Source organism: Lacinutrix iliipiscaria, from assembly GCF_042686125.1.
GTDB lineage: Bacteria > Bacteroidota > Bacteroidia > Flavobacteriales > Flavobacteriaceae > Oceanihabitans > Oceanihabitans iliipiscarium.
In genome coordinates, this window is sequence record NZ_JBHUOV010000001.1 from 913,506 (window position 1) to 933,483 (window position 19,978).

Annotated in this window: 21 protein-coding genes; 11 read left to right on the top strand and 10 right to left on the bottom strand. The window is 33.2% G+C overall.

Annotated features, from left to right (window positions below):
* Positions 1-72: 72 nt before the first annotated feature.
* The gene (locus tag ACFS5M_RS04020; RefSeq protein ID WP_183486060.1) at positions 73-669 is read left to right on the top strand and encodes a thioredoxin family protein; all 597 of its coding nucleotides are present in this window, start codon (positions 73-75) and stop codon (positions 667-669) included.
* On the opposite strand, the gene ACFS5M_RS04025 is transcribed toward ACFS5M_RS04020, so the two are convergent.
* The 6 genes from ACFS5M_RS04025 to ACFS5M_RS04050 all read right to left on the bottom strand — a co-directional run bounded on the left by ACFS5M_RS04025 (position 666) and on the right by ACFS5M_RS04050 (position 4,531).
* Positions 666-1,337: a hypothetical protein gene (locus tag ACFS5M_RS04025; RefSeq protein WP_221267547.1), complete on the bottom strand. Its 672-nt coding sequence runs from the start codon at positions 1,335-1,337 to the stop codon at positions 666-668. The two genes, ACFS5M_RS04020 and ACFS5M_RS04025, sit on opposite strands and share 4 nt — an antisense overlap.
* A 113-nt stretch (positions 1,338-1,450) precedes the next feature.
* Complete coding sequence (gene truB, locus ACFS5M_RS04030) at positions 1,451-2,155, bottom strand: tRNA pseudouridine(55) synthase TruB (protein ID WP_183486062.1); 705 nt, start codon at positions 2,153-2,155, stop codon at positions 1,451-1,453.
* Position 2,156: 1 nt separating this feature from the next.
* Complete coding sequence (locus ACFS5M_RS04035) at positions 2,157-2,951, bottom strand: undecaprenyl-diphosphate phosphatase (RefSeq protein ID WP_183486064.1); 795 nt, start codon at positions 2,949-2,951, stop codon at positions 2,157-2,159.
* A gap of 51 nt (positions 2,952-3,002) precedes the next feature.
* A complete protein-coding gene (locus ACFS5M_RS04040) occupies positions 3,003-3,257 on the bottom strand; it encodes a DUF3098 domain-containing protein (RefSeq protein WP_183486066.1) in 255 nt (84 codons plus the stop codon).
* 3 nt (positions 3,258-3,260) lie between these two features.
* Positions 3,261-3,596, bottom strand: coding sequence for a hypothetical protein (locus tag ACFS5M_RS04045; RefSeq protein ID WP_183486068.1), 336 nt, complete (start codon positions 3,594-3,596; stop codon positions 3,261-3,263).
* 59 nt (positions 3,597-3,655) lie between these two features.
* A complete protein-coding gene (locus ACFS5M_RS04050; protein WP_183486070.1) occupies positions 3,656-4,531 on the bottom strand; it encodes a cell division protein FtsX in 876 nt (291 codons plus the stop codon).
* 128 nt (positions 4,532-4,659) lie between these two features.
* Here ACFS5M_RS04050 and ACFS5M_RS04055 point away from each other — a divergent pair, with 128 nt between their 5' ends.
* The 6 genes from ACFS5M_RS04055 (at position 4,660) to ACFS5M_RS04080 (ending at position 12,022) form a co-directional block, all read left to right on the top strand.
* Complete coding sequence (locus tag ACFS5M_RS04055; protein WP_183486072.1) at positions 4,660-5,520, top strand: UbiA family prenyltransferase; 861 nt, start codon at positions 4,660-4,662, stop codon at positions 5,518-5,520.
* 64 nt (positions 5,521-5,584) lie between these two features.
* Positions 5,585-8,440, top strand: coding sequence for a leucine--tRNA ligase (leuS, locus tag ACFS5M_RS04060; protein ID WP_183486074.1), 2,856 nt, complete (start codon positions 5,585-5,587; stop codon positions 8,438-8,440).
* Complete coding sequence (locus ACFS5M_RS04065) at positions 8,441-8,806, top strand: hypothetical protein (RefSeq protein WP_183486076.1); 366 nt, start codon at positions 8,441-8,443, stop codon at positions 8,804-8,806. It abuts the gene before it with no gap.
* Between the two features lie 155 nt (positions 8,807-8,961).
* Complete coding sequence (gene ald / locus ACFS5M_RS04070; protein WP_183486078.1) at positions 8,962-10,050, top strand: alanine dehydrogenase; 1,089 nt, start codon at positions 8,962-8,964, stop codon at positions 10,048-10,050.
* A gap of 103 nt (positions 10,051-10,153) precedes the next feature.
* Entirely contained in the window at positions 10,154-10,849 is a 696-nt protein-coding gene (locus tag ACFS5M_RS04075; protein WP_183486080.1) for a zinc metallopeptidase, read from the top strand.
* A 165-nt stretch (positions 10,850-11,014) separates the two neighbouring features.
* Positions 11,015-12,022 carry a T9SS type A sorting domain-containing protein gene (locus ACFS5M_RS04080; protein WP_183486083.1) on the top strand — a complete coding sequence of 336 codons (1,008 nt, stop codon included), beginning with the start codon at positions 11,015-11,017 and terminating at the stop codon, positions 12,020-12,022.
* A gap of 57 nt (positions 12,023-12,079) precedes the next feature.
* On the opposite strand, the gene ACFS5M_RS04085 is transcribed toward ACFS5M_RS04080, so the two are convergent.
* The gene (locus ACFS5M_RS04085; protein WP_183486085.1) at positions 12,080-12,550 is read right to left on the bottom strand and encodes an Lrp/AsnC ligand binding domain-containing protein; all 471 of its coding nucleotides are present in this window, start codon (positions 12,548-12,550) and stop codon (positions 12,080-12,082) included.
* 196 nt (positions 12,551-12,746) lie between these two features.
* A complete protein-coding gene (locus ACFS5M_RS04090) occupies positions 12,747-14,114 on the bottom strand; it encodes a saccharopine dehydrogenase family protein (RefSeq protein ID WP_183486087.1) in 1,368 nt (455 codons plus the stop codon).
* Positions 14,115-14,215: 101 nt separating this feature from the next.
* Here ACFS5M_RS04090 and ACFS5M_RS04095 point away from each other — a divergent pair, with 101 nt between their 5' ends.
* The 4 genes from ACFS5M_RS04095 to ACFS5M_RS04110 all read left to right on the top strand — a co-directional run bounded on the left by ACFS5M_RS04095 (position 14,216) and on the right by ACFS5M_RS04110 (position 18,423).
* Entirely contained in the window at positions 14,216-14,608 is a 393-nt protein-coding gene (locus ACFS5M_RS04095) for a DUF423 domain-containing protein (protein ID WP_183486089.1), read from the top strand.
* A 65-nt stretch (positions 14,609-14,673) separates the two neighbouring features.
* Entirely contained in the window at positions 14,674-16,284 is a 1,611-nt protein-coding gene (pckA, locus tag ACFS5M_RS04100; protein WP_183486091.1) for a phosphoenolpyruvate carboxykinase (ATP), read from the top strand.
* A gap of 105 nt (positions 16,285-16,389) precedes the next feature.
* On the top strand, positions 16,390-17,367 hold the full coding sequence (locus ACFS5M_RS04105) for a T9SS type A sorting domain-containing protein (protein WP_183486093.1): 978 nt from the start codon (positions 16,390-16,392) through the stop codon (positions 17,365-17,367).
* Between the two features lie 72 nt (positions 17,368-17,439).
* Positions 17,440-18,423: a T9SS type A sorting domain-containing protein gene (locus ACFS5M_RS04110; protein WP_183486096.1), complete on the top strand. Its 984-nt coding sequence runs from the start codon at positions 17,440-17,442 to the stop codon at positions 18,421-18,423.
* A gap of 70 nt (positions 18,424-18,493) precedes the next feature.
* Here the strand turns inward: ACFS5M_RS04110 and ACFS5M_RS04115 are convergent, their stop codons facing one another.
* Both ACFS5M_RS04115 and ACFS5M_RS04120 read right to left on the bottom strand, forming a co-directional pair.
* A complete protein-coding gene (locus ACFS5M_RS04115) occupies positions 18,494-19,243 on the bottom strand; it encodes a uroporphyrinogen-III synthase (RefSeq protein WP_183486098.1) in 750 nt (249 codons plus the stop codon).
* A gap of 21 nt (positions 19,244-19,264) precedes the next feature.
* Positions 19,265-19,912: a DUF4271 domain-containing protein gene (locus tag ACFS5M_RS04120; protein ID WP_183486100.1), complete on the bottom strand. Its 648-nt coding sequence runs from the start codon at positions 19,910-19,912 to the stop codon at positions 19,265-19,267.
* Between the last annotated feature and the right edge of the window lie 66 nt (positions 19,913-19,978).

Below are 19,978 nucleotides of genomic sequence, written 5' to 3' on the forward strand. Positions count from 1 at the left end.
AGACATAGATATGATAAAAATCATAATATTAAAATAGATATACAAGTATTTTTGCTTGAAGAAATAAAGGACATGAAAGAAATAATACAAAATAGTTTAGATAAGAGTATGTCTTATCCTGATTACATCTCATTGGTAAAAGATTTGGTTGAAAACAATTCAACCACAGGAAATGAAAAAACAGAAAGTTTAGTAGAATATACAGCTTTAAATAATAGACGCATGAAGCGTTGGGGAAAGACCTTAAAAATTGACCAAGAGGCTAAAGCCCAACTTGAAAAATTCAATAAGAATGTTACATGGTTAGTGCTTACTGAAAGTTGGTGTGGTGACGCAGCGCATGTGATGCCTGTTATGGAAAAATTAGCAGATTTAAACTCAAAGATTAATTTTAAGGTGGTACTTCGTGATGAAAATGAAGCACTCATGGATATGTTTTTAACACATGGTGGAAAAGCCATTCCGAAACTTATTATGATTGATAACAAATCAGGTGAGGTTTTAAATGCTTATGGTCCTAGGCCAAGCGAAGCCACTCAATTAGTTAATGACTACAAAGCAAAACACGGTCAGCTTTCTCCAGAGTTTAAAGAGGATTTACAACGTTGGTACAATAAAGATAAAGGACAAACAGCAGTTAAAGATTTGGTAGCAATGTTAAATGCTTAAGGTTTTCCTTCAAAATAAAAAGTTATTGAACCAATTTGCGATTGAATGGTGTTGTCTGAATTAAATCGTGCTTTTTTGGCATATTCTAAAGCATGCTCTATAAGGCATTGGTTAGCCGAATTTGAAGCATTGTTATAATAGCTATCTATAACTTTTCCAGAACCGTTTACAGTAATGTTTATAACTATTTTTCCGCCAGTTTCACATAAATAAATAGGTGTTGGTAAAAACCGATGTTTTCTATTGGTCAAAGAATAACTGACTGTACTTTTTTCATTGTTTAAATCATCTTTTAGCTGTTTGTTAAGTACGTCATTAACCTTGCTAAATGATTTACGTTCTTCTTTTTCAACCTTCAAGTCTTCTGTAGAAACCTTTATATTTGATGAAGATATGCCATATTCAGATTGACTTAAATCTGGTCTTACATAATCCTTTGGTGGTTCAATTCGTCTATAGGCTTGTGCAAAACTTTTGCTTTTTTGATTCTCATTAAAGGCTTGATTGGTTTCAGCTTTTACTTGTTCTTGCTGAGCTAGTTTTTCTAGTTCTTTTTCAAGAAGATCTTCTTCAGTTTCAGGTTCAATTTCATAAAACGTTTCGGCAATACGATCTTGATGTTTTTTAATATGAAGATTAAACACAGCTAAAACTAGCGTGCCTGCCATAAGGAACGTAATAAGTAAAGCTTTATGTTTAGTATTGAATACCATTTAGTTTATAACGAATTTTTCAAGTGTGTTACTCTAAAAGATACGTTAAAATCCCAAAGTTAGATGTTTTAATCTTTTGCTGAGGCCTTAAATTGCTGAATAAAAGCGTCTAAAGTTTGTGCGTTATCGACATGAAAATCACCTATTTTAGTCCGTCTTAATGCTGAAAGATGAGCGCCAGAATTTAAAGCTTTTCCAAAATCATGAGCTAAAGAACGAATGTATGTGCCTTTACTACAAACCACTCTAAAATCAACTTCATTCCCTTCAAAGCGTGTGATTTCAAAAGCTTCGATAGTAATCTTTCGTGATTTGATTTCTACGGATTCTCCAGCACGAGCAAATTCGTATAAACGTTTGCCTTCTTTTTTGATGGCTGAAAAAATAGGAGGAAACTGATCAATTTCTCCAAGAAACTGTTTCGTGGTCTCTTCAACTAAATCTTTATTAATATGATGTATAGGAAAAGTGTTGTCTATTTCAGTTTCTAAATCATAAGAAGGTGTGGTGCTTCCTAAAACTATGGTTCCTGTATATTCTTTTATCTGTCCTTGAAAGGTGTCTATTTGCTTAGTCATTTTTCCAGTACAAATAATCAGTAAACCTGTTGCGAGAGGGTCTAAAGTCCCAGCGTGACCAACCTTTATTTTTTTAATGTTGAACGCTTGCCTAATTTCCCAGCGCATTTTATTAACCACTTGAAAAGACGTCCAATGTAGTGGCTTATCTATTAATAAAACTTGCCCAGATTTGTAGTCGTCTTCGGTTAACATATTAATTTAAAACTGAAAAAACAATAGCGATTAAACCTACAATAACACAGTACACGGCAAAATAAGTAAGTTTACTCTTTTTAACGAGAGAAATCATCCAAGTACAAGCAAAAAGTCCAGCTATAAAAGCCGCTACAAACCCAATAGAAAGCGATGTGAAATTTTGAGCATCATAAGTTAAATCTCCACTTAAGATATCTTTTGCGATTTTTCCAAAAATTAATGGAATCACCATTAAAAACGAAAAACGTGCCGCTTTGGTTTTATCATTCCCTAACAAAACAGATGTTGAGATAGTTGCTCCAGAACGTGAAATACCTGGAAGCATAGCAATAGCTTGTGAAATACCAATAATAAAGGCGTTTTTAAAAGATACTTTTTTGTCAGTATTCTTTGCTTTATCAGCTAAGAATAAAAGTACTGCAGTGATTAATAACATGCAGCCGACTAGCATAATATTTCCGCCAAATAGAGCTTCTAGTTGTTCTTCAAAAAACAACCCAACCACTACAGCAGGAAGCATTGATAAAGCAATTTTAGAAACAAATTGGAGGTCTTCATTCCATTTCATTTTTAATACTCCCTTTAGGAGTTGCCATATGTCTTTTCTAAAAACAACGATGGTACTTAATGCGGTTGCAAAATGTAAAACAACAGTAAAAAGAAGGCTTTCTTCAGGAACCGATTGGTCGCCAAGGATGGCTTTTCCTAATTCTAAATGTCCACTTGAAGATACAGGAAGAAATTCTGTAAGTCCTTGAATAATACCAAGTATGATGGAGTCTATTATGTTCATCTGGCAAAAATATTAAAATAGACGTACCATAAACGAAAAAAGCTTAGAATTTTATTTTTTGTTCGGATTTAAAAGAATGGCATAAATTTGAATCCCAAACCCTAGAAGCACTAAAGTTGGCGCTAAACGAATACGTCTGAAATTAAAAATTTCTGGATTAAACACATTTGGATCATCACTACCACCACCAGACATGAGTATAAACCCAAGAGCAATACAAGCTAGACCAATAAACATAAATTTATAATTTTTCTTTCCAAAAATAAATTCGCTTTTTGAGTTTTCTTTTCGTTTTTGTTCTCCCATGATCTAGTTGAATTCTGTAAATATAATCTCGTCACCAATGGCTATTTGAGCAATGTGTTCTGATGTCACCATGCCTCCAAGCATTTTTGGTAAGTGCAAAGTAACGGTTTTATTTAAAACTTTTGCGTTAAGAGAATCTAAAATTAATCCATGTTCTAATCCACGATTGATATAATAAAAATCAGAGCCATCATCATGAAATACAATATCGTTTGAAGTGCCTTCAGTGATTTTGGTTATTGTCACATTCTGAACAATACACTCTTCAGGTTTTGGATTGTCAATAACACAAGAAGTGAATACTAAAAGAAGCATTATAAAGGAAAGGTGCTTTTTCATAATAAAGTTGGATGAGTTAATTAAAAAAACTAACGTCAACTTTTAGGTGTTTATTGTTGCTAATACAATTGGTCTGTCTTTAAATTTAAGAAGCGTTGCGTTGCGAAAAAAGTTGAAATCCAAGTGATTACAATACCCAAAATAAAGACAAAAGCAAATAATGCAACAATTAAAACTGGGTTGTTAAGTAGCTGTAATTCTGGGAATGTTTTATTTAAATAAAAGAGTACAATTGCCATTCCTATTAATGAAATAATAGCGCCAATAATACCAAGCTGCACACTTTTCCAGACAAAAGGTTTGCGTATAAAACGTTTGGTAGCACCAACCATCTGCATGGTTTTAATAGTGAAGCGTTTGGCATAGACAGCTAATCGTATAGAACTATTAATTAACAATACAGCAATTAAAGTAAAGATGGCACTCAGTATTAATACCCAAAAACTAATTTTTTTGACATTATTATTCATTAAAGTGACCAAGTCATTGTCATATCGTACTTCGTCCACAAAGTTTTTATTAAGTGCTTCTTTTGAGATCTCTTCTAAATGTGCAGAGGTTACATAATCGGCTTTTAAGTGTACATCGATTGAATTTAATAAAGGATTATAACCTAAAAACTCCATGAAATCCTCACCATTTTCAGCTTTCATCGATGAAGCCGCTTGTTCTTTTGAAACGTATTCTGTAGATTTTACATAATCTGCTAACGCCAAGCTTTTTTCAAGTTGTTTCATTTCCACTTCTTTGGCCGAATCTTTTAAGTAAATAGTAACAACCACCTGTTCTTTAAAATGGTCGGATACTTTTTTAGCATTAAGCACTAGCATGCCTAGTAAACCTAGTAAAAATAAAACCAAGGCAATACTTAATACAACTGAAAAGTAAGATGAAATTAATTTACGTTTTTGATATTTTTCAAAAGATGCGCTCATAAAATGGATTGTTAACGTTGTAAAAATAATAAAGAAATTGTTTCCTCAACGTTTATAACGTTTAAACTTTTAATAGTGTTATAATAAGTTTAAATTTGATGTTATAATAATTGATAATTTATATCTATTTGCTTCACGATTTAAAGATTTCTCGACCAGGTTTATGGTTTCCTACTATTTGGATTTATTTAGTTCCTTTTAGCTTGTCAGTCAATTTTTGGGAATCTACTAATTTTTGGATTGGTTTGCTATTTGTCACATTTCCTCTAAACTATTTGGTGTATGGACTGAATGATTTTAATGATATGAAGTCTGATACTATTAATAAAAGAAAAGGAAATTTCCTTTTTGGCGCAAAATCTTCAGAGAAACAATTGTCATCAATTCCGAGGAAAGTTCTATTTATTATTACACCTTTCATTATTTACTTTACGTATGTCTCAGGTTTCAAAATGTTACTATTATTACTTTTCATGATTCTAGTAAATGTTATTTATAATTTTAAACCATTTAGAATCAAAGAGCGTCCACCTTTTGAAATTTGTATTCAATTTGGTTATGTGTTTACTGCGTTTTTTAGTATTCAACTGAATGATTTATCGATGCTTCCATGGCAAACTATTCTTTATCTAACTTTATTTGCCTTTCAAGCACATGTTGCAGGTGAAATTATGGATATAGAACCAGATCTTCAATCAGGAAAAAAAACAACAGCAACTATTATTGGAAGAAAAAAAACTAAATTATTAATGTTGTTTTTACTGATTCTTGAAATCTATGTTTTAAGCTTTTGGTTTCAAGATTATGTGTTAGCGGGCTTTCTAACTTTATTTTCAATGTGGTTAATCTTAGATGTCTTTATTATTTTCAAAGAAAAACCTTACACTCTTCATCAAATGAAATTATTCGGAATCGCCATGAATATCTCTGCGATTTTATCTATGTTTTGGGTCTTGTATTCAGGAAAATTGCTACAGCCTATATTTTGATTACGCTTCTTTTTACAGTCTTAGTAATAAACCGTAAATTCGCACTTTTATTACAAGACACAAAATGAATTACCATTTTAACGAAATTGAAGCCAATTGGCAAAAATATTGGGCTGAAAAACAGACGTTTAAAGCTGATAATAAATCGGAAAAACCAAAGTACTATGTGTTAGACATGTTCCCTTATCCTAGTGGAGCAGGATTGCATGTCGGACATCCTTTAGGGTATATCGCTAGTGATATTTATGCACGTTATAAACGTCATAAGGGCTTCAATGTCTTGCATCCTCAAGGTTATGATAGTTTCGGATTGCCTGCCGAGCAGTATGCCATACAAACTGGTCAGCATCCTGCTTTAACTACAGAAGAGAATATAAAAACCTATAGACGTCAATTAGATCGTATTGGCTTTTCTTTTGACTGGTCTCGTGAAGTCCGCACTTCAGATCCTAATTATTATAAATGGACACAATGGATTTTTATTCAACTCTTTGAATCTTGGTATTGTAAAGCGCATCAAAAAGCATTTCCAATTTCAGAACTCGTTGATTTGTTTAAAGAGGAAGGTAATGAAGGCGTTAATGAAGCGTGCGGATTCGATGTGCCAGTGTTTACTGGTGAAGAATGGAATTCTTATGCTTCTGAAAAACAACAAGAAATTTTACTCAATTATAGATTAACATATCTCGCAGAAACCGAAGTCAATTGGTGTCCCGCTTTAGGTACTGTATTGGCTAATGATGAAATTGTAAATGGAGTTTCAGAACGTGGTGGCCATCCAGTTGTACGAAAAAAAATGACACAATGGTCTATGCGTATTTCTGCATTTGCTGAACGTTTATTACAAGGTTTAGACACTATAGATTGTGCAGAATCACTTAAGGAAACACAACGTAATTGGATAGGGAAATCTGAAGGCGCTTCAGTGACTTTCAACGTCAATAATCATGATGCTGTTATTGAAGTCTTTACAACACGCCCAGATACTATTTTTGGAGTGAGTTTTATGACTTTAGCACCAGAACATGAACTGGTATCTCAAATCACAACTGCAGAGCAAAAGGAAGCTGTCGAGGCTTATGTTGAAGCGACTGCAAAACGGAGTGAACGTGATAGAATGGCAGATGTAAAAACCATTTCTGGTGTATTTACAGGGGCTTATGCAGAACATCCTTTTACAAAACAACCAATTCCTATTTGGATTGGTGATTATGTGTTGGCTGGCTACGGAACAGGCGCTGTTATGTCTGTACCTTGTGGCGATCAACGTGATTATGATTTTGCTAAACATTTTAATATTGAAATTCCAAATATATTTGAAGGTGTAGATATTAGTGAAGAAGCCTTCTCAGATAAAGATGCTACTATTATTGCCAATAGTGACTTTCTTAACGGAATGGACTATAAAAAAGCAACAAAACGTGCTATTTATGAACTTGAACAATTAGGACAAGGCGAAGGTAAAATCAATTACAGATTGCGTGATGCCGTATTTAGTAGGCAACGGTATTGGGGAGAACCATTTCCAGTATATTATGTCAATGGTATGCCACAAATGATTAGCAAAAATCATTTGCCAGTGCGTTTACCTGAAGTTGAAAAATACTTACCAACAGAATCAGGCGAGCCACCTTTAGGTCGTGCAGATATATGGGCTTGGGATACAAAGACAAATCAAGTGGTTAGTAATGACCAAATAGACCATGACACTGTGTTTCCTTTAGAGTTGAATACCATGCCTGGTTGGGCAGGAAGTTCGTGGTATTTCTTTAGATATATGGAATACGAAAAGCGAGCTCAATTTTTTGCGTCGCAAGATGCGATTAATTATTGGGAGAATGTCGATTTATATATTGGTGGAAGTGAACATGCGACAGGCCATTTATTGTACTCACGTTTTTGGGTAAAATTTATGAAAGATCGCGGCATCGTGAATGTGGAAGAGCCGTTTAAAAAGCTGATTAACCAAGGGATGATTTTGGGGACGAGTGCTTTTGTTTATAGAGTTGAAGGAGAAAATACTTTTTTATCAAAAGGACTAATAAAAGGGAAAAAAGTACAACCTATCCATGCAGATGTTTCATTTGTAAATGCATCAGATGAATTAGATATAGTAGCCTTTAAAAACTGGCGACCAGAGTTCAAAGATGCCGAATTTGTTTTTGAAGATGATGGAACATTTAAAGTCGGTCGCGAAGTCGAAAAAATGTCTAAGTCTAAATACAACGTCGTCAATCCAGATAGCATTTGTGAGCAGTATGGTGCAGATAGTTTACGAATGTATGAAATGTTTTTGGGACCTTTAGAACAGGCAAAACCATGGAATACTGCTGGGATTACTGGCGTGCATGGTTTTCTTAAAAAATTATGGAAATTGTATGTAGGCGATAAAGGATTGTTAGTTAATGATGCCGAGCCGACAAAAGACAACCTAAAAACCTTGCATAAAACCATTAAAAAGGTTGAAGATGATATTGAGAATTTCTCATTTAATACATCGGTCTCTACGTTTATGATTGCGGTTAATGAATTGACTGCTCAAAAATGCACGAGCAGAAAGGTATTAGAACCGTTATTAGTTTTATTGTCGCCTTACGCACCTCATATCGCAGAGCATTTATATGCTTGTATTCAATTTAATATGTTGGTTAGTGTAGCTGAATTACCAGAAGATTATGAAGGGATTTCAAATGTTTCTTTTCCTGTTTTTGATGAAAGCTATTTAGTCGAAAGCTCAAAGAATTATCCAATTTCTTTTAATGGGAAAATGCGATTTACTTTAGAGTTGCCTTTAGATATGTCTAAGGACGATATTGAAACAGCAGTCATGTCTCATGAAAAAACCATTGCACAGTTACAAGGGCGAGAACCAAAGAAAGTCATTATTGTTCCTGGTAAAATTGTAAATATTGTTGGATAAATGTATGTATTATCTAGGCTAAAAAGAAAAGATAAAATAGGATTATTCTTTTTTGTAGCCTTTGCAATAAGTACGTCATTAATTTATTTATTTGAAGAGCGTTTTGATAAAGACCTTTGGAGGTCTAGCCCTTCAAGTCGATATAAAATGGTAGATGATATCATTGAGTCACAGTTACTCATGGGTAAAACTGAAGATGAGGTTCTTTTCCTTTTAGGGAAACCTAATTCGATGATATCAAAAGACTCCAATTCTTTTCTCTATAAGTTAGGTAACGAGCCAAGTTTTATTAAATCGAAGAAAGAACAATTACTGATTGTTTTTAAAAATGGAAAGGTTACAAAAGTGACCATAGCCATAGAATGATTGATCATTATTTTTATTAAAATGATTATAAACTTCGCAATTTCAAGACCTTAATTTGAGAATTTTATAAAAATTACTAAGAACTTAAAAGTCAATAAGTGCTCTTGAAATATTCATTGTATTTTTCCTTCGGTAATTATTAAACAATCTAACCGATGATTATAGGAATTCCTAAAGAAATTAAAAATAATGAAAACAGGGTAGGTATGACACCTGCAGGCGTTTTTGAATTGGTCAATAATGGTCATAAAGTTTACGTGCAATCTAAGGCAGGAGAAGGCAGTGGATTTTCTGATGAAGACTATCATGAAGTTGGCGGAATAATTGCAAACACTATTAATGAGGTATATGAATGGAGCGACATGATTGTTAAGGTTAAGGAGCCAATTAAAGAGGAATATGCATTAATTAAGCCTCACCAAGTTGTCTTTACATATTTTCATTTTGCATCTAGTAAAAAACTAACATTAGCCATGTTAAAAAGTAAAGCTGTTTGTATTGCTTATGAAACCGTTGAAGATGAAGATGGAAGCCTCCCGCTTTTAACTCCAATGTCTGAAGTTGCTGGTAGAATGTCTATTCAACAAGGTGCGAAATATTTAGAAAAACCTATCAAAGGACGAGGTGTTTTATTGGGAGGCGTTCCTGGTGTGCCTCCGGGTCGTGTTCTGATATTAGGTGCAGGTGTTGTTGGAGTTCAAGCAGCTAAAATGGCTGCAGGCTTAGGAGCACATGTTACTATATTAGATATTAATATGAAGCGATTACGCTATGTTAATGATATAATGCCAAACCATGTTGTGACAGAATTTTCAAGTGTTTATAATATTAAAAAGCATATTAAATCTCACGACCTTGTCATTGGTGGCGTTTTAGTAAAAGGTGGTAAAGCCCCTAAATTAATCACAAAATCTATGCTTAAAGACATGCGACCTGGAACAGTCATTATAGATGTTGCTGTAGATCAAGGTGGTTGTTTTGAAACAACCAAACCTACAACACATGAAGACCCAACTTATATTATTGATGATATTGTGCATTATTCGGTAGCGAACATGCCAGGCGCTGTACCATATACATCTACAATGGCTCTAACAAATGTAACACTCCCTTATGTTTTAAAGCTAGCAAATAAAGGTTGGGAAACAGCTTGTAAAGACGATGAAATTTTAGCAAAAGGACTAAACATAGTAAAAGGGAATATCGTCTATAAAGAGATTGCTGATGCGTTTGATTTGAATTAAATACTGATTTTTATTTTTTAGAATGACAAATTAGCATATGTAAAATATTGGCTCATTTTTTGTTATATCCTTATATAGATTTTAAAACTAAAAAAATAAAATAATGATAGGATATTATATATTAATAGGAGCTATTGCTTTAGTAAGCTGGTTGGTAAGTAATAAGCTTAAACAAAAATTCAAGAAGTATTCACAAGTCCAATTGCGTAATGGTATGAGCGGAAAAGAGATAGCTGAAAAAATGTTAGCAGATCATGGTATTACTGATGTTGAGGTGATTTCTACACCAGGACAATTAACCGATCATTACAATCCAAAAAACAAAACGGTTAATTTAAGTGAGTCTGTATATAACCAACGAAATGCTGCAGCTGCTGCAGTCGCTGCACACGAGTGTGGTCATGCTGTTCAGCATGCACAAGCCTACAGTTGGTTGCAAACACGTTCAACTTTAGTGCCTATGGTAAGTGTGACTTCTGGAATGTCTCAATGGTTAGTTATTGGAGGTTTAGTTCTAGGAGCTGCTGCTGGTGTAGGAATGGGCTATTGGGTTGCCGTTGCAGGATTAATATTTATGGCTGTGGCAACGATTTTTAGCTTTATAACATTGCCAGTAGAATACGATGCTAGTAACCGAGCATTAGCTTGGCTAAAGAATAAGAACATGGTATCTCAAGAAGAATACGCTGGTTCTGAAGATGCTTTAAAATGGGCAGCTAGAACCTATTTGGTAGCTGCTATTGGTGCTTTAGCATCTTTATTATATTGGGCGCTTCAAGTGTTTGGTGGTAGAGATTAATTGATATAAAAAATGACTTTAAAAAGCTTCAGAAACTTCTGAAGCTTTTTTTGTTGAAGCCGTTGCCATTTCAGGGAAATAAAATGATTAGTTCAAATACGTAACTATTTAAATATACTAAGGCAATATTTACTATATTTACGTTTAATTTTAAAATTAAACACTATGAAAACAAAATTACTTTCTTTTATATGCATTGCAGGTTTGATGCTTTTTAGCACAAAGACATTAGCACAAACCACTTTGGCTCCAGGCGATATTGTCGTTTTTTGGAATCAAGCAGATACACCTGATAAATTTGCTTTTGCAACCTTTGTTAATATTGCAGCTGGCACTGTGATTTATTTTACGGACTCTGGTGTTGTTCCTTCTGGATCATTTGATCCTTTAGGTACTGGAGAAGGTGCTGTAGCTTATACTGCGCCTGCTGGAGGTTTAAGTATTGGAGATATTGTGATTTGGGACTCAACTGCTCCTGCACCTGAATTTGCAAACTATTCAGACACTATAATAACAGGTCCTACTGGACCAGCGCTTTCAACAGGTGGAGACCAAGTTTTAGTCTTTCAAGCCACAGGAAGCCCAGGAGGTTCAGCTAACGCGTCGTCTAACCCAAATTTTATTTTTATAAATAGTAATTCATCAACCATGTTTGCTGGTGATGATAGTAATAGTTCAACTGAAACAGGTTTACCTACTGGGTTGACCGATGTTGGTTTGCCTAGAACAGCATTAGCTGTGGGAGCAGGAGCTGGACCATCAGAGGAATTTGATAATACAGTATATAATGGGACCTATTCATTTGCAACAGTTTTAGATGCTAAGACTGCATTAACTAATCCTGCAAATTATGTTGGGTCTAATGCAATTACTGATGGGGCTTATAGCTTGCCTGTTAGTTTTATTCCAAATAGAATTACGATTACTACATTGTCAACAGACGAATTTGATGTTAATAGCGTGAAGATGTATCCTAATCCAGCGCAATCTCATTTCTCGATTTCTGGTTATGATTATATAAATGAGGTTCGAGTTTATGATGTTACAGGAAAAGAAGTTATTAAAACCAATGTGGTTGACCGCGTTGATATTTCTCAATTAAATAGTGGATTGTATTTAGTCAACATTATTAGTGATGAAGGTCAGGTGGTAAAAAAACTGATGAAACAATAGAATATATATTCAATTCATAAAAAAAGCGTCTATATTTCTAGACGCTTTTTTTATACATTATATTTTAATTTGTCGATCTATTTGTTGTTGTAATGAAATAAAAGTCTCGGTTCTTGAGACACCAGTAATTGATTGAATGTCTTTGTTTAGAACTTGCATTAAATGTTCGTTGTCTTTACATAAAACCTTAATAAAGATACTCCAGTTTCCTGTTGTGTAATGACATTCTAAAACTTCTGGAATTTTGTTGAGTTGTTTCACTGCTTCAGGGTTACTCATGGCTTTATCTAAATACACGCCAATATATGCCATTGTGGTATATCCTAATACTTTTGGGTTAATGACAAATTTTGATCCAGCGATAAGTCCAGATTTTTCTAGTTTACGCAAGCGTTGGTGTATGGCAGCACCAGAAATGCCAACATGTCTAGCGATTTCAAGAATAGGTGTTCTGGCATCTTGCATTAAAGCACGTAGTATTTTTTTATCGATACCATCGATATGTATATTTTGATTTATAACCTTCATGTCGTATTTTGATTTTATTACAAAACATAAATGTACATAAATGATTTAAATTGAAACTTAAAATCGCGTTAAGGATTGCAGTGACATCCTTTTTTGTCTGGTTGAGCGCAGTCGAAACCAATAAGACAAAAAAGATATAGCGTAAAGCCTGACCCTAAATCGCTTGAAAAGTGATTAGGGAAACGCCATGAAGATGTTAAACATGTAAAGGATTATAGCCTAAATACGGCACTTCTTTTTCACTAAAAACAATGCCGAAATCTTCTAATTCTTTAAGAATAGGTTCGTAAACTTCTTTGTGAATAGGCATTTGTACACCAGGTGTTGTGATTTTTTCATTAAGAATAGCTAAGGTTGCTATCGCTACAGGTAAACCAACTGTTTTTGCCATAGCTGTATAAACTTGATCGTCGCCTAAAGTTACCATTGTTGCATCTATTTGGTGTTTTTTGCCATCAAGTTCATAGCCAAATTTATGATACATGACAATCATATCTTTATCAGCTTCATCAAGCGTCCATGAATCCATTAAAATTTTAGTTAGAATTTGTGCTGGAGTTGCTTTTTTTAGTTCTACCATTTTGGTTTTACTGAAAATATCCAGTTCTAAAAATTTATCCCAAACGACATCATCCTGATCTATTTTTAGTGCATGTCTAAATTTTAATTCTACAGAATCTGTAGGGCTATACGGAAGGAAAGCGTTAACAAAGTCACGATAACTCATGTTTTCACTGTCGTCGATAGTATAACTATCGTCGGTCATACCGAGTTGAACAAAAACATTCCACGCTCGACTATAGCCTACGCGGCGCATAGTGCCTCTGTATAATGTCTTAACATTGTCAAGTCCGTAAACACTTTGGTATTTCAAAGAGTCACGATTAGCATAAGCCTCAAAGCGTCCGTAACCATCGACTTCTAAAAACTCTGTTCTTCTGAAGAGTCGGTTATATGAGATGTATTTATATTTGCCTTCTTGTAAAAATTTAGCAGCGCCACCACCTTGTCCAGCGACAACCACATTTCTTGGGTTCCATGTAAATTTGTAGTTCCATAAATTATTATCATTTTCTGGGGCAACAAGACCGCCAGTAAACGATTCAAATAAAATCATGGTTCCTCCATTATTCCTAATGCGATCAATGACTTGCATGGCACTCATGTGGTCAATTCCTGGATCTACACCAATTTCATTCATGAAAATAAGGCCTTTGTCTTTAGCAGCTTTATCAAGCATTTGCATTTCAGGGCTTATATATGAAGCTGTTACCATATTTTTATTAAACGTAATACAGTCTTTAGCAACCTCAATATGAAAACGAGCAGGAAGCATAGAGACTACTATATCTGCATTTTTTATGGCATCTTGGCGCGAAGCTTTATTAAAAACATCTAATAGGATTGCTTGAGCATTTTCATGATCACCAATTAGTTTTTTAGCGTGAGTAAAATTAATATCACCAACAATTATTAAAAGATCTTCTTCATTAGACTTATCTAATAAGTATTTGATAAGGTATGATGATGATTTTCCAGAACCAATGACTAAAATCTTTCGCATAATGAGAATTGTTGAGTAATTTTGTTTAATTAGAAATTACAATTTACAAACACGAATGTAATAAATAGTAGCAGTTATTAAAACTGAAAAGATAAATTTATATGAACAAAAAAATATTAATTTCAGGAGCTGTTTTAGGTGTCATAGGAATTGTCTTAGGCGCTTTTGCGGCTCATGGGTTAAAAGAATTGCTTCCTGCTGCATCTATGCAATCTTTTGAGACAGGAGTACGATACCAAATGTACCATGCTTTTTTTCTTTTAATACTAGCAAATATTTCAATAATAAAAGAAAAACCTAAAAAAGTAATTTTTATTTTAGTGTTAATTGGTGTGTTCTTTTTTTCAGGATCTATTTATGGTTTATCAACAAATGAACTTACGAGTATAAATTTTAAAAGTATAGCTTTAATAACACCAATAGGAGGTTTTTTATTAATTTTAGCATGGTTAATACTGTTAATAAACTTTTTAAAAATGAGAGCTGATAATTAAGAAATTAGATGGCTACTTTAAAATAAAGTTTTAATTTTGTACCATAAACAATACTATCAAAAAATATGATTAATCATACTCAAGCAGCGAAAACGATTTCGTTAGAACAATACGGAATTAAGAATGCAAAAGTAAATTATCAACTATCACCAGATCAACTACACGACATAACAATAGAGAAAAACCAAGGTGTTGAAGCGTCTTCTAAAGCTCTTGCGGTCAATACCGGAGAATTCACAGGTCGTTCGCCAAAAGACAGGTTTATTGTAAAAGATGATATCACAAAAGATCGTGTTTGGTGGGGAAATATTAATATCCCTTTTGATTCTGATAAGTTTGAAAAATTATATGATAAAGTTGTTAATTATTTATCTGAAAAAGAAGTTTTTGTAAGAGATAGTTACGCTTGTGCAGACGAGAATTACAAGCTTAATATTAGAGTTATAAATGAGTACCCTTGGAGTAACATGTTTGCTTATAACATGTTTTTAAGGCCTACTGAAGAAGAGTTAAAAAACTTTTCTCCAGAATGGACTATTGTTAATGCGCCAAGCTTTATGGCAGATCCAGAAGTTGATGGTACACGTCAACATAATTTTGCGATATTAGATTTCACTAGAAAAATTGCTTTAATTGGAGGTACAGGATATACAGGTGAAATAAAGAAAGGCATTTTTTCAGCATTAAATTTTGTACTCCCTGTTTTTAAAAACACATTGCCAATGCACTGTAGTGCTAATGTTGGTAAAGATGGTGATACCGCAATTTTCTTCGGATTATCAGGTACAGGAAAGACCACACTTTCAACAGATCCAGATAGGAGCTTAATTGGAGACGATGAGCATGGTTGGACGAGTGAAAACACCGTATTTAACTTTGAAGGAGGTTGTTATGCTAAAGTAATTAACTTGTCGGAAGAGCAAGAACCAGAGATTTATTCTGCGATTAAAAAAGGAGCGATACTTGAAAATGTGATTATGAATGAAGCAGGTGAAGTGGACTTTAAAGATACTTCTATCACTCAAAACACAAGGGTGAGCTATCCTATTTATCATATTGAAAACATACAAGTGCCATCAATAGGTAAAAACCCAAAAAACATTTTCTTTTTGACGGCTGATGCGTTTGGAGTTTTGCCTCCAATTTCAAAGTTAACACCTGGTCAAGCAGCCTATCACTTTATTTCAGGCTATACGGCTAAAGTTGCTGGAACTGAGGCAGGAATAGACGAGCCATTACCAAGTTTTTCAGCTTGTTTTGGAGCTCCATTTATGCCTTTACATCCTGCAAAATATGCTGAAATGTTAAGCAAAAAAATGAAAGAAGCTGGAGTTAATGTTTGGTTAGTTAATACAGGTTGGACTGGTGGACCTTATGGTGTTGGAACAAGAATGAAATTAAAGTATACACGAGCAATGATTTCTGCTGCTATGGATGGAAGTCTTGAAGCTGCTAATAAAGATAATTACCATATACATTCTGTGTTTGGAGTACAGCAACCAAGAACATGTCCAAACGTTCCGACAGAAGTTTTAAGTCCGAGATCAACATGGAATAATGATGAAGGCTATTATAAAACAGCGTATAAATTATCAGACTCTTTTAGAGATAATTTCAAAAAATTTGAAAGTTACGCGAATCAGGAAATCATAGAAGGTGCTCCTAATGTTAGGTAATTAATTAGGCAAATTGCACAAAATTTAGTCAGAATAGTTAAATTAGGGTTTGTTTGTAAAATAATAAAACAGTAATTTTACAGATTAATCTTAAACCCTAAAACTATGAAAAAAACTACTTTTAGTATAGTTTGTTTTTTTGTTATGCAATTAAGCCTACTAGCACAATGTCCAGGAACACCTCCAGTTGGTTATACATGTATTCCAGATGCCAATTTTGAACAGGCTCTAATTGACTTTGGTTACGATACCGAAGGGACTTTAGATGGTCAAATGTTAACTATTGATGCTGTTTCTAGACCAACACTTTCAATAATCAATAGAAGCGTTTTAGACTTTACTGGTGTGGAAGCATTTGCGAGTATAACATCTCTTGATGTGTCTTACAATCCAGGAATAGTAACTTTAGATACGTCTTCAAATACATTATTAGAAAGCTTAAATACTGAAGGCTGTACAGCTTTAGCAAACTTAGATTTAACTAATAATACAGCGTTAACAAGTATTAATTTATTCAACAATGATTTAAGTGCTTTAGATTTATCTAATAATTTGTCTTTAGAAACGATTAATATTAAACAAAACCAATTAACTAGTCTTGATTTTTCTAATCATACAGCGCTTACTAGTGTGGATGTTAAGAACAATATGTTAACATTTTTAGACATGCGCAATGGTTTTAATTCGAATATCACTTTTTTCGATTCAGATTTCAATCCTAATTTAATTTGTTTGTTTGTAGATGATTCAAGTGCACCTTATTTAACAACTTTACCTTGGATTATAAGTTTTGCGACTACTTTTGTGAATAACGAAGCAGAATGCAATACTTTGAGTACTGAAAATATAGATCGTGTTTCATTTCATTTATACCCTAATCCTGCAAGTGATTTAATTTATATTTCTTCAAGTGCTTCTGATGCTTCGTTAGAGTTGTATGACATTAATGGAAAGCAGGTGATAACTAAATCTATTCTTTTAGGGAATAATACACTTGATATATCGAAATTAAATGCAGGTATTTATATTGCAAAGTTGCTCACAAAAAACAGCGTTGAAACCACAAAATTGATAGTGGATTAATTCTGATTGATTACAATATTCTTTAAAACAGACTAATAGCAAATAAACTCTTAAACTTTAAAACAATTAATTATGAAAAAAATTACTCTTTTACTAGCAATATGTTTTGCTTTTCAATTTAACGCATTTTCACAATGCCCAGGTTCACCAGATCCAGGATTCGTTTGTGTACCAAATGCAGATTTTGAACAATTTTTAATTTCAACAACGACAATTAATGGTCCTTTAGATGGTCAAATATCTATTGCAGAGGCAAGTGCAGTTGTTGGAACACTTAATTTAGGTGGTTCTGCGCCTTATAATGCTATCGATGATTTTACAGGTATTGAAGCGCTAACTGGGATTACTGAATTAGTCATCACTTATAATTCAGTGGTAACAAGTATTGATGTTTCTGCGAACTCAAGTTTAACGACGCTTAATGTAGAAGGATGTACTTCAATGTCTTCTATTACAACAGGAGCAAATACAACTTTAAGTTCATTACTTATGGCTGGAGCAGCTGCAACGACTATAGATGTTTCTTTAAATTCTGGATTAACAACTGTTGATGCTAGATTTTCAGATTTAACGTTATTAGATTTGTCTAATAATTCAGCTCTTGTAAGCTTACAATGTAGAAACACTTCTTTAACTAGTTTAGATATGCGTAATGGAAACAACGCGAATGTCACTCAATTTAATTCTGATTTCAACAGTAATTTGGTTTGTATTTTTGTAGACGATAAAACAGCTCCTTATTTAGCGACTTGGTCTAAAGATGCACTTAGTACTTATGTTGATAATGAAGGTGAGTGTAATACACTAACTCTTGAAGACGCAAATCAAGTTGTGTTTGAGATGTATCCAAACCCAACCAAAAACACAGTGTTTATTAATGCTAATGCTCAAGACACTCAACTTTCTATTTATGATATAACTGGAAAATTAGTACTTAATAATGCATTGTATTTAGGACAAAATACTGTTGATGTTAGTCAAATGACTTCAGGGATTTACTTAGCTAGATTTACAGCTAATGGAAATGTTCAAACTAAGAAACTGATAATTCAATAATCACAAAGTATTGATATAAAAAAAGCGCAACCTATAGGTTGCGCTTTTTTTATTCGTTAAGGTAAGGTTCTTATTTGCCTTTATTCATTTCAGTAATATACTTTTCTAAAGCCATAGTCATTGATGGTGTTTCAGGTGTAGGCGCAGAAATGTCTACACGTAAACCATGAGATTCAACAGCTTTTATGGTTGTGTTTCCAAAAACGGCAATTTTAGTGTCATTTTGTTTAAAATCAGGAAAATTCTTAAACAATGAATCTATTCCAGATGGACTAAAAAACACAAGAATATCATAATACACATTAGCCAGATCAGATAAGTCACTAATAACCGTTTTGTAAAAAACAGCTTCCTTCCAGTTAACAGATAAACCGTCTAATATTTCAGGAACTTCTGGTTTTAATTTATCTGTGGTAGGCAGTAAAAAAGTTTCGTCTTTATATTTTTTTATAATAGGAGACAGCTCACTAAAGGTTCTTTTACCAACATAAATTTTACGCTTTCTGTAAACCACGTATTTTTGTAAATAATAAGCAACAGCTTCAGATTGACAAAAATATTTCATAGAATCTGGCACTTTAAAACGCATTTCTTCAGCAACTCTAAAAAAATGGTCAACCGCATTTCTACTGGTTAATATAATGGCTGTGTAATTTGTTAAATCAACTTTTTGAAGTCTAATTTCTTTTACAGGAACACCCTCTACATGTATAAAAGGTCTAAAGTCAATCTTTACTTTTTGTTTTTCTTGCAAATCAAAATATGGCGAATTCTCAATTTTAGGTTCTGGTTGAGATACTAAAATAGTTTTCACTTTCATAAACATTTAACTTTTAATCCCTTAGGCGTCTATAGCTAACTTGTATAGAATGACATAAGGTGAAATTTCGAGAGCGCAAAGATACAAAATAAAATAAAATAAATTGGATTTAATTAAACTTTGATAAGTCTTGAAAGAAGATGCTAATCCTATGCCATTAACTAAAAGAAAAATTACGATAAGAATTTGAAGTATGTTTTCTGTTGGGACATTTCTATATATTAAAACCGCATTAATAGGAATAAGTAGTAAGCCAAGAAAGTTTTTATAGCTCATTTTCTGAAAGACATAAACATCTATTAATGCATCGATATTAAACAAACTACCAATAAGTCGTTCAATTAGTATTTTACCAAGAATAAATACACCTATTCCAACAAAAAGTTTGATTAGAAGGGTGTAAACATCTTCTGCTTCACCAACAAAACTCTTATAAATTAAATACCCAAAAATTGAACCTGAAACTAATAAATTAGTAAAGAGTAAGGCATCAAAACCATCAATAAATTTTTGGTCTCTTGCATAAACCTTTAAATATCTAAAATTCCCTAAAACATAAATAAAATCGTTAAATCGCTTAGGAAAAAACACTTTGGCAAGAGCAATTAATACTAGACAGATGACTAGTAAAATGGTGAATATTTCATTAAAAACTATTGGACGAAGCATATTGTAAAATTATCATAAATAATCCTATTCTTATTGAATTATTTAAGGAATATTTAAAATAAAGTA

Excerpts from the sequence above, each read along its gene's own strand:
- ACFS5M_RS04020 (WP_183486060.1), top strand. The coding sequence starts at position 73 with ATGAAAGAAATAATACAAAATAGTTTAGATAAGAGTATGTCTTATCCT.
- ACFS5M_RS04025 (WP_221267547.1), bottom strand. The coding sequence starts at position 1,337 with ATGGCAGGCACGCTAGTTTTAGCTGTGTTTAATCTTCATATTAAAAAA.
- truB (WP_183486062.1), bottom strand. The coding sequence starts at position 2,155 with ATGTTAACCGAAGACGACTACAAATCTGGGCAAGTTTTATTAATAGAT.
- ACFS5M_RS04035 (WP_183486064.1), bottom strand. The coding sequence starts at position 2,951 with ATGAACATAATAGACTCCATCATACTTGGTATTATTCAAGGACTTACA.
- ACFS5M_RS04040 (WP_183486066.1), bottom strand. The coding sequence starts at position 3,257 with ATGGGAGAACAAAAACGAAAAGAAAACTCAAAAAGCGAATTTATTTTT.
- ACFS5M_RS04045 (WP_183486068.1), bottom strand. The coding sequence starts at position 3,596 with ATGAAAAAGCACCTTTCCTTTATAATGCTTCTTTTAGTATTCACTTCT.
- ACFS5M_RS04050 (WP_183486070.1), bottom strand. The coding sequence starts at position 4,531 with ATGAGCGCATCTTTTGAAAAATATCAAAAACGTAAATTAATTTCATCT.
- leuS (WP_183486074.1), top strand. The coding sequence starts at position 5,585 with ATGAATTACCATTTTAACGAAATTGAAGCCAATTGGCAAAAATATTGG.
- ACFS5M_RS04065 (WP_183486076.1), top strand. The coding sequence starts at position 8,441 with ATGTATGTATTATCTAGGCTAAAAAGAAAAGATAAAATAGGATTATTC.
- ald (WP_183486078.1), top strand. The coding sequence starts at position 8,962 with ATGATTATAGGAATTCCTAAAGAAATTAAAAATAATGAAAACAGGGTA.
- ACFS5M_RS04075 (WP_183486080.1), top strand. The coding sequence starts at position 10,154 with ATGATAGGATATTATATATTAATAGGAGCTATTGCTTTAGTAAGCTGG.
- ACFS5M_RS04080 (WP_183486083.1), top strand. The coding sequence starts at position 11,015 with ATGAAAACAAAATTACTTTCTTTTATATGCATTGCAGGTTTGATGCTT.
- ACFS5M_RS04085 (WP_183486085.1), bottom strand. The coding sequence starts at position 12,550 with ATGAAGGTTATAAATCAAAATATACATATCGATGGTATCGATAAAAAA.
- ACFS5M_RS04090 (WP_183486087.1), bottom strand. The coding sequence starts at position 14,114 with ATGCGAAAGATTTTAGTCATTGGTTCTGGAAAATCATCATCATACCTT.
- ACFS5M_RS04095 (WP_183486089.1), top strand. The coding sequence starts at position 14,216 with ATGAACAAAAAAATATTAATTTCAGGAGCTGTTTTAGGTGTCATAGGA.
- pckA (WP_183486091.1), top strand. The coding sequence starts at position 14,674 with ATGATTAATCATACTCAAGCAGCGAAAACGATTTCGTTAGAACAATAC.
- ACFS5M_RS04105 (WP_183486093.1), top strand. The coding sequence starts at position 16,390 with ATGAAAAAAACTACTTTTAGTATAGTTTGTTTTTTTGTTATGCAATTA.
- ACFS5M_RS04110 (WP_183486096.1), top strand. The coding sequence starts at position 17,440 with ATGAAAAAAATTACTCTTTTACTAGCAATATGTTTTGCTTTTCAATTT.
- ACFS5M_RS04115 (WP_183486098.1), bottom strand. The coding sequence starts at position 19,243 with ATGAAAGTGAAAACTATTTTAGTATCTCAACCAGAACCTAAAATTGAG.
- ACFS5M_RS04120 (WP_183486100.1), bottom strand. The coding sequence starts at position 19,912 with ATGCTTCGTCCAATAGTTTTTAATGAAATATTCACCATTTTACTAGTC.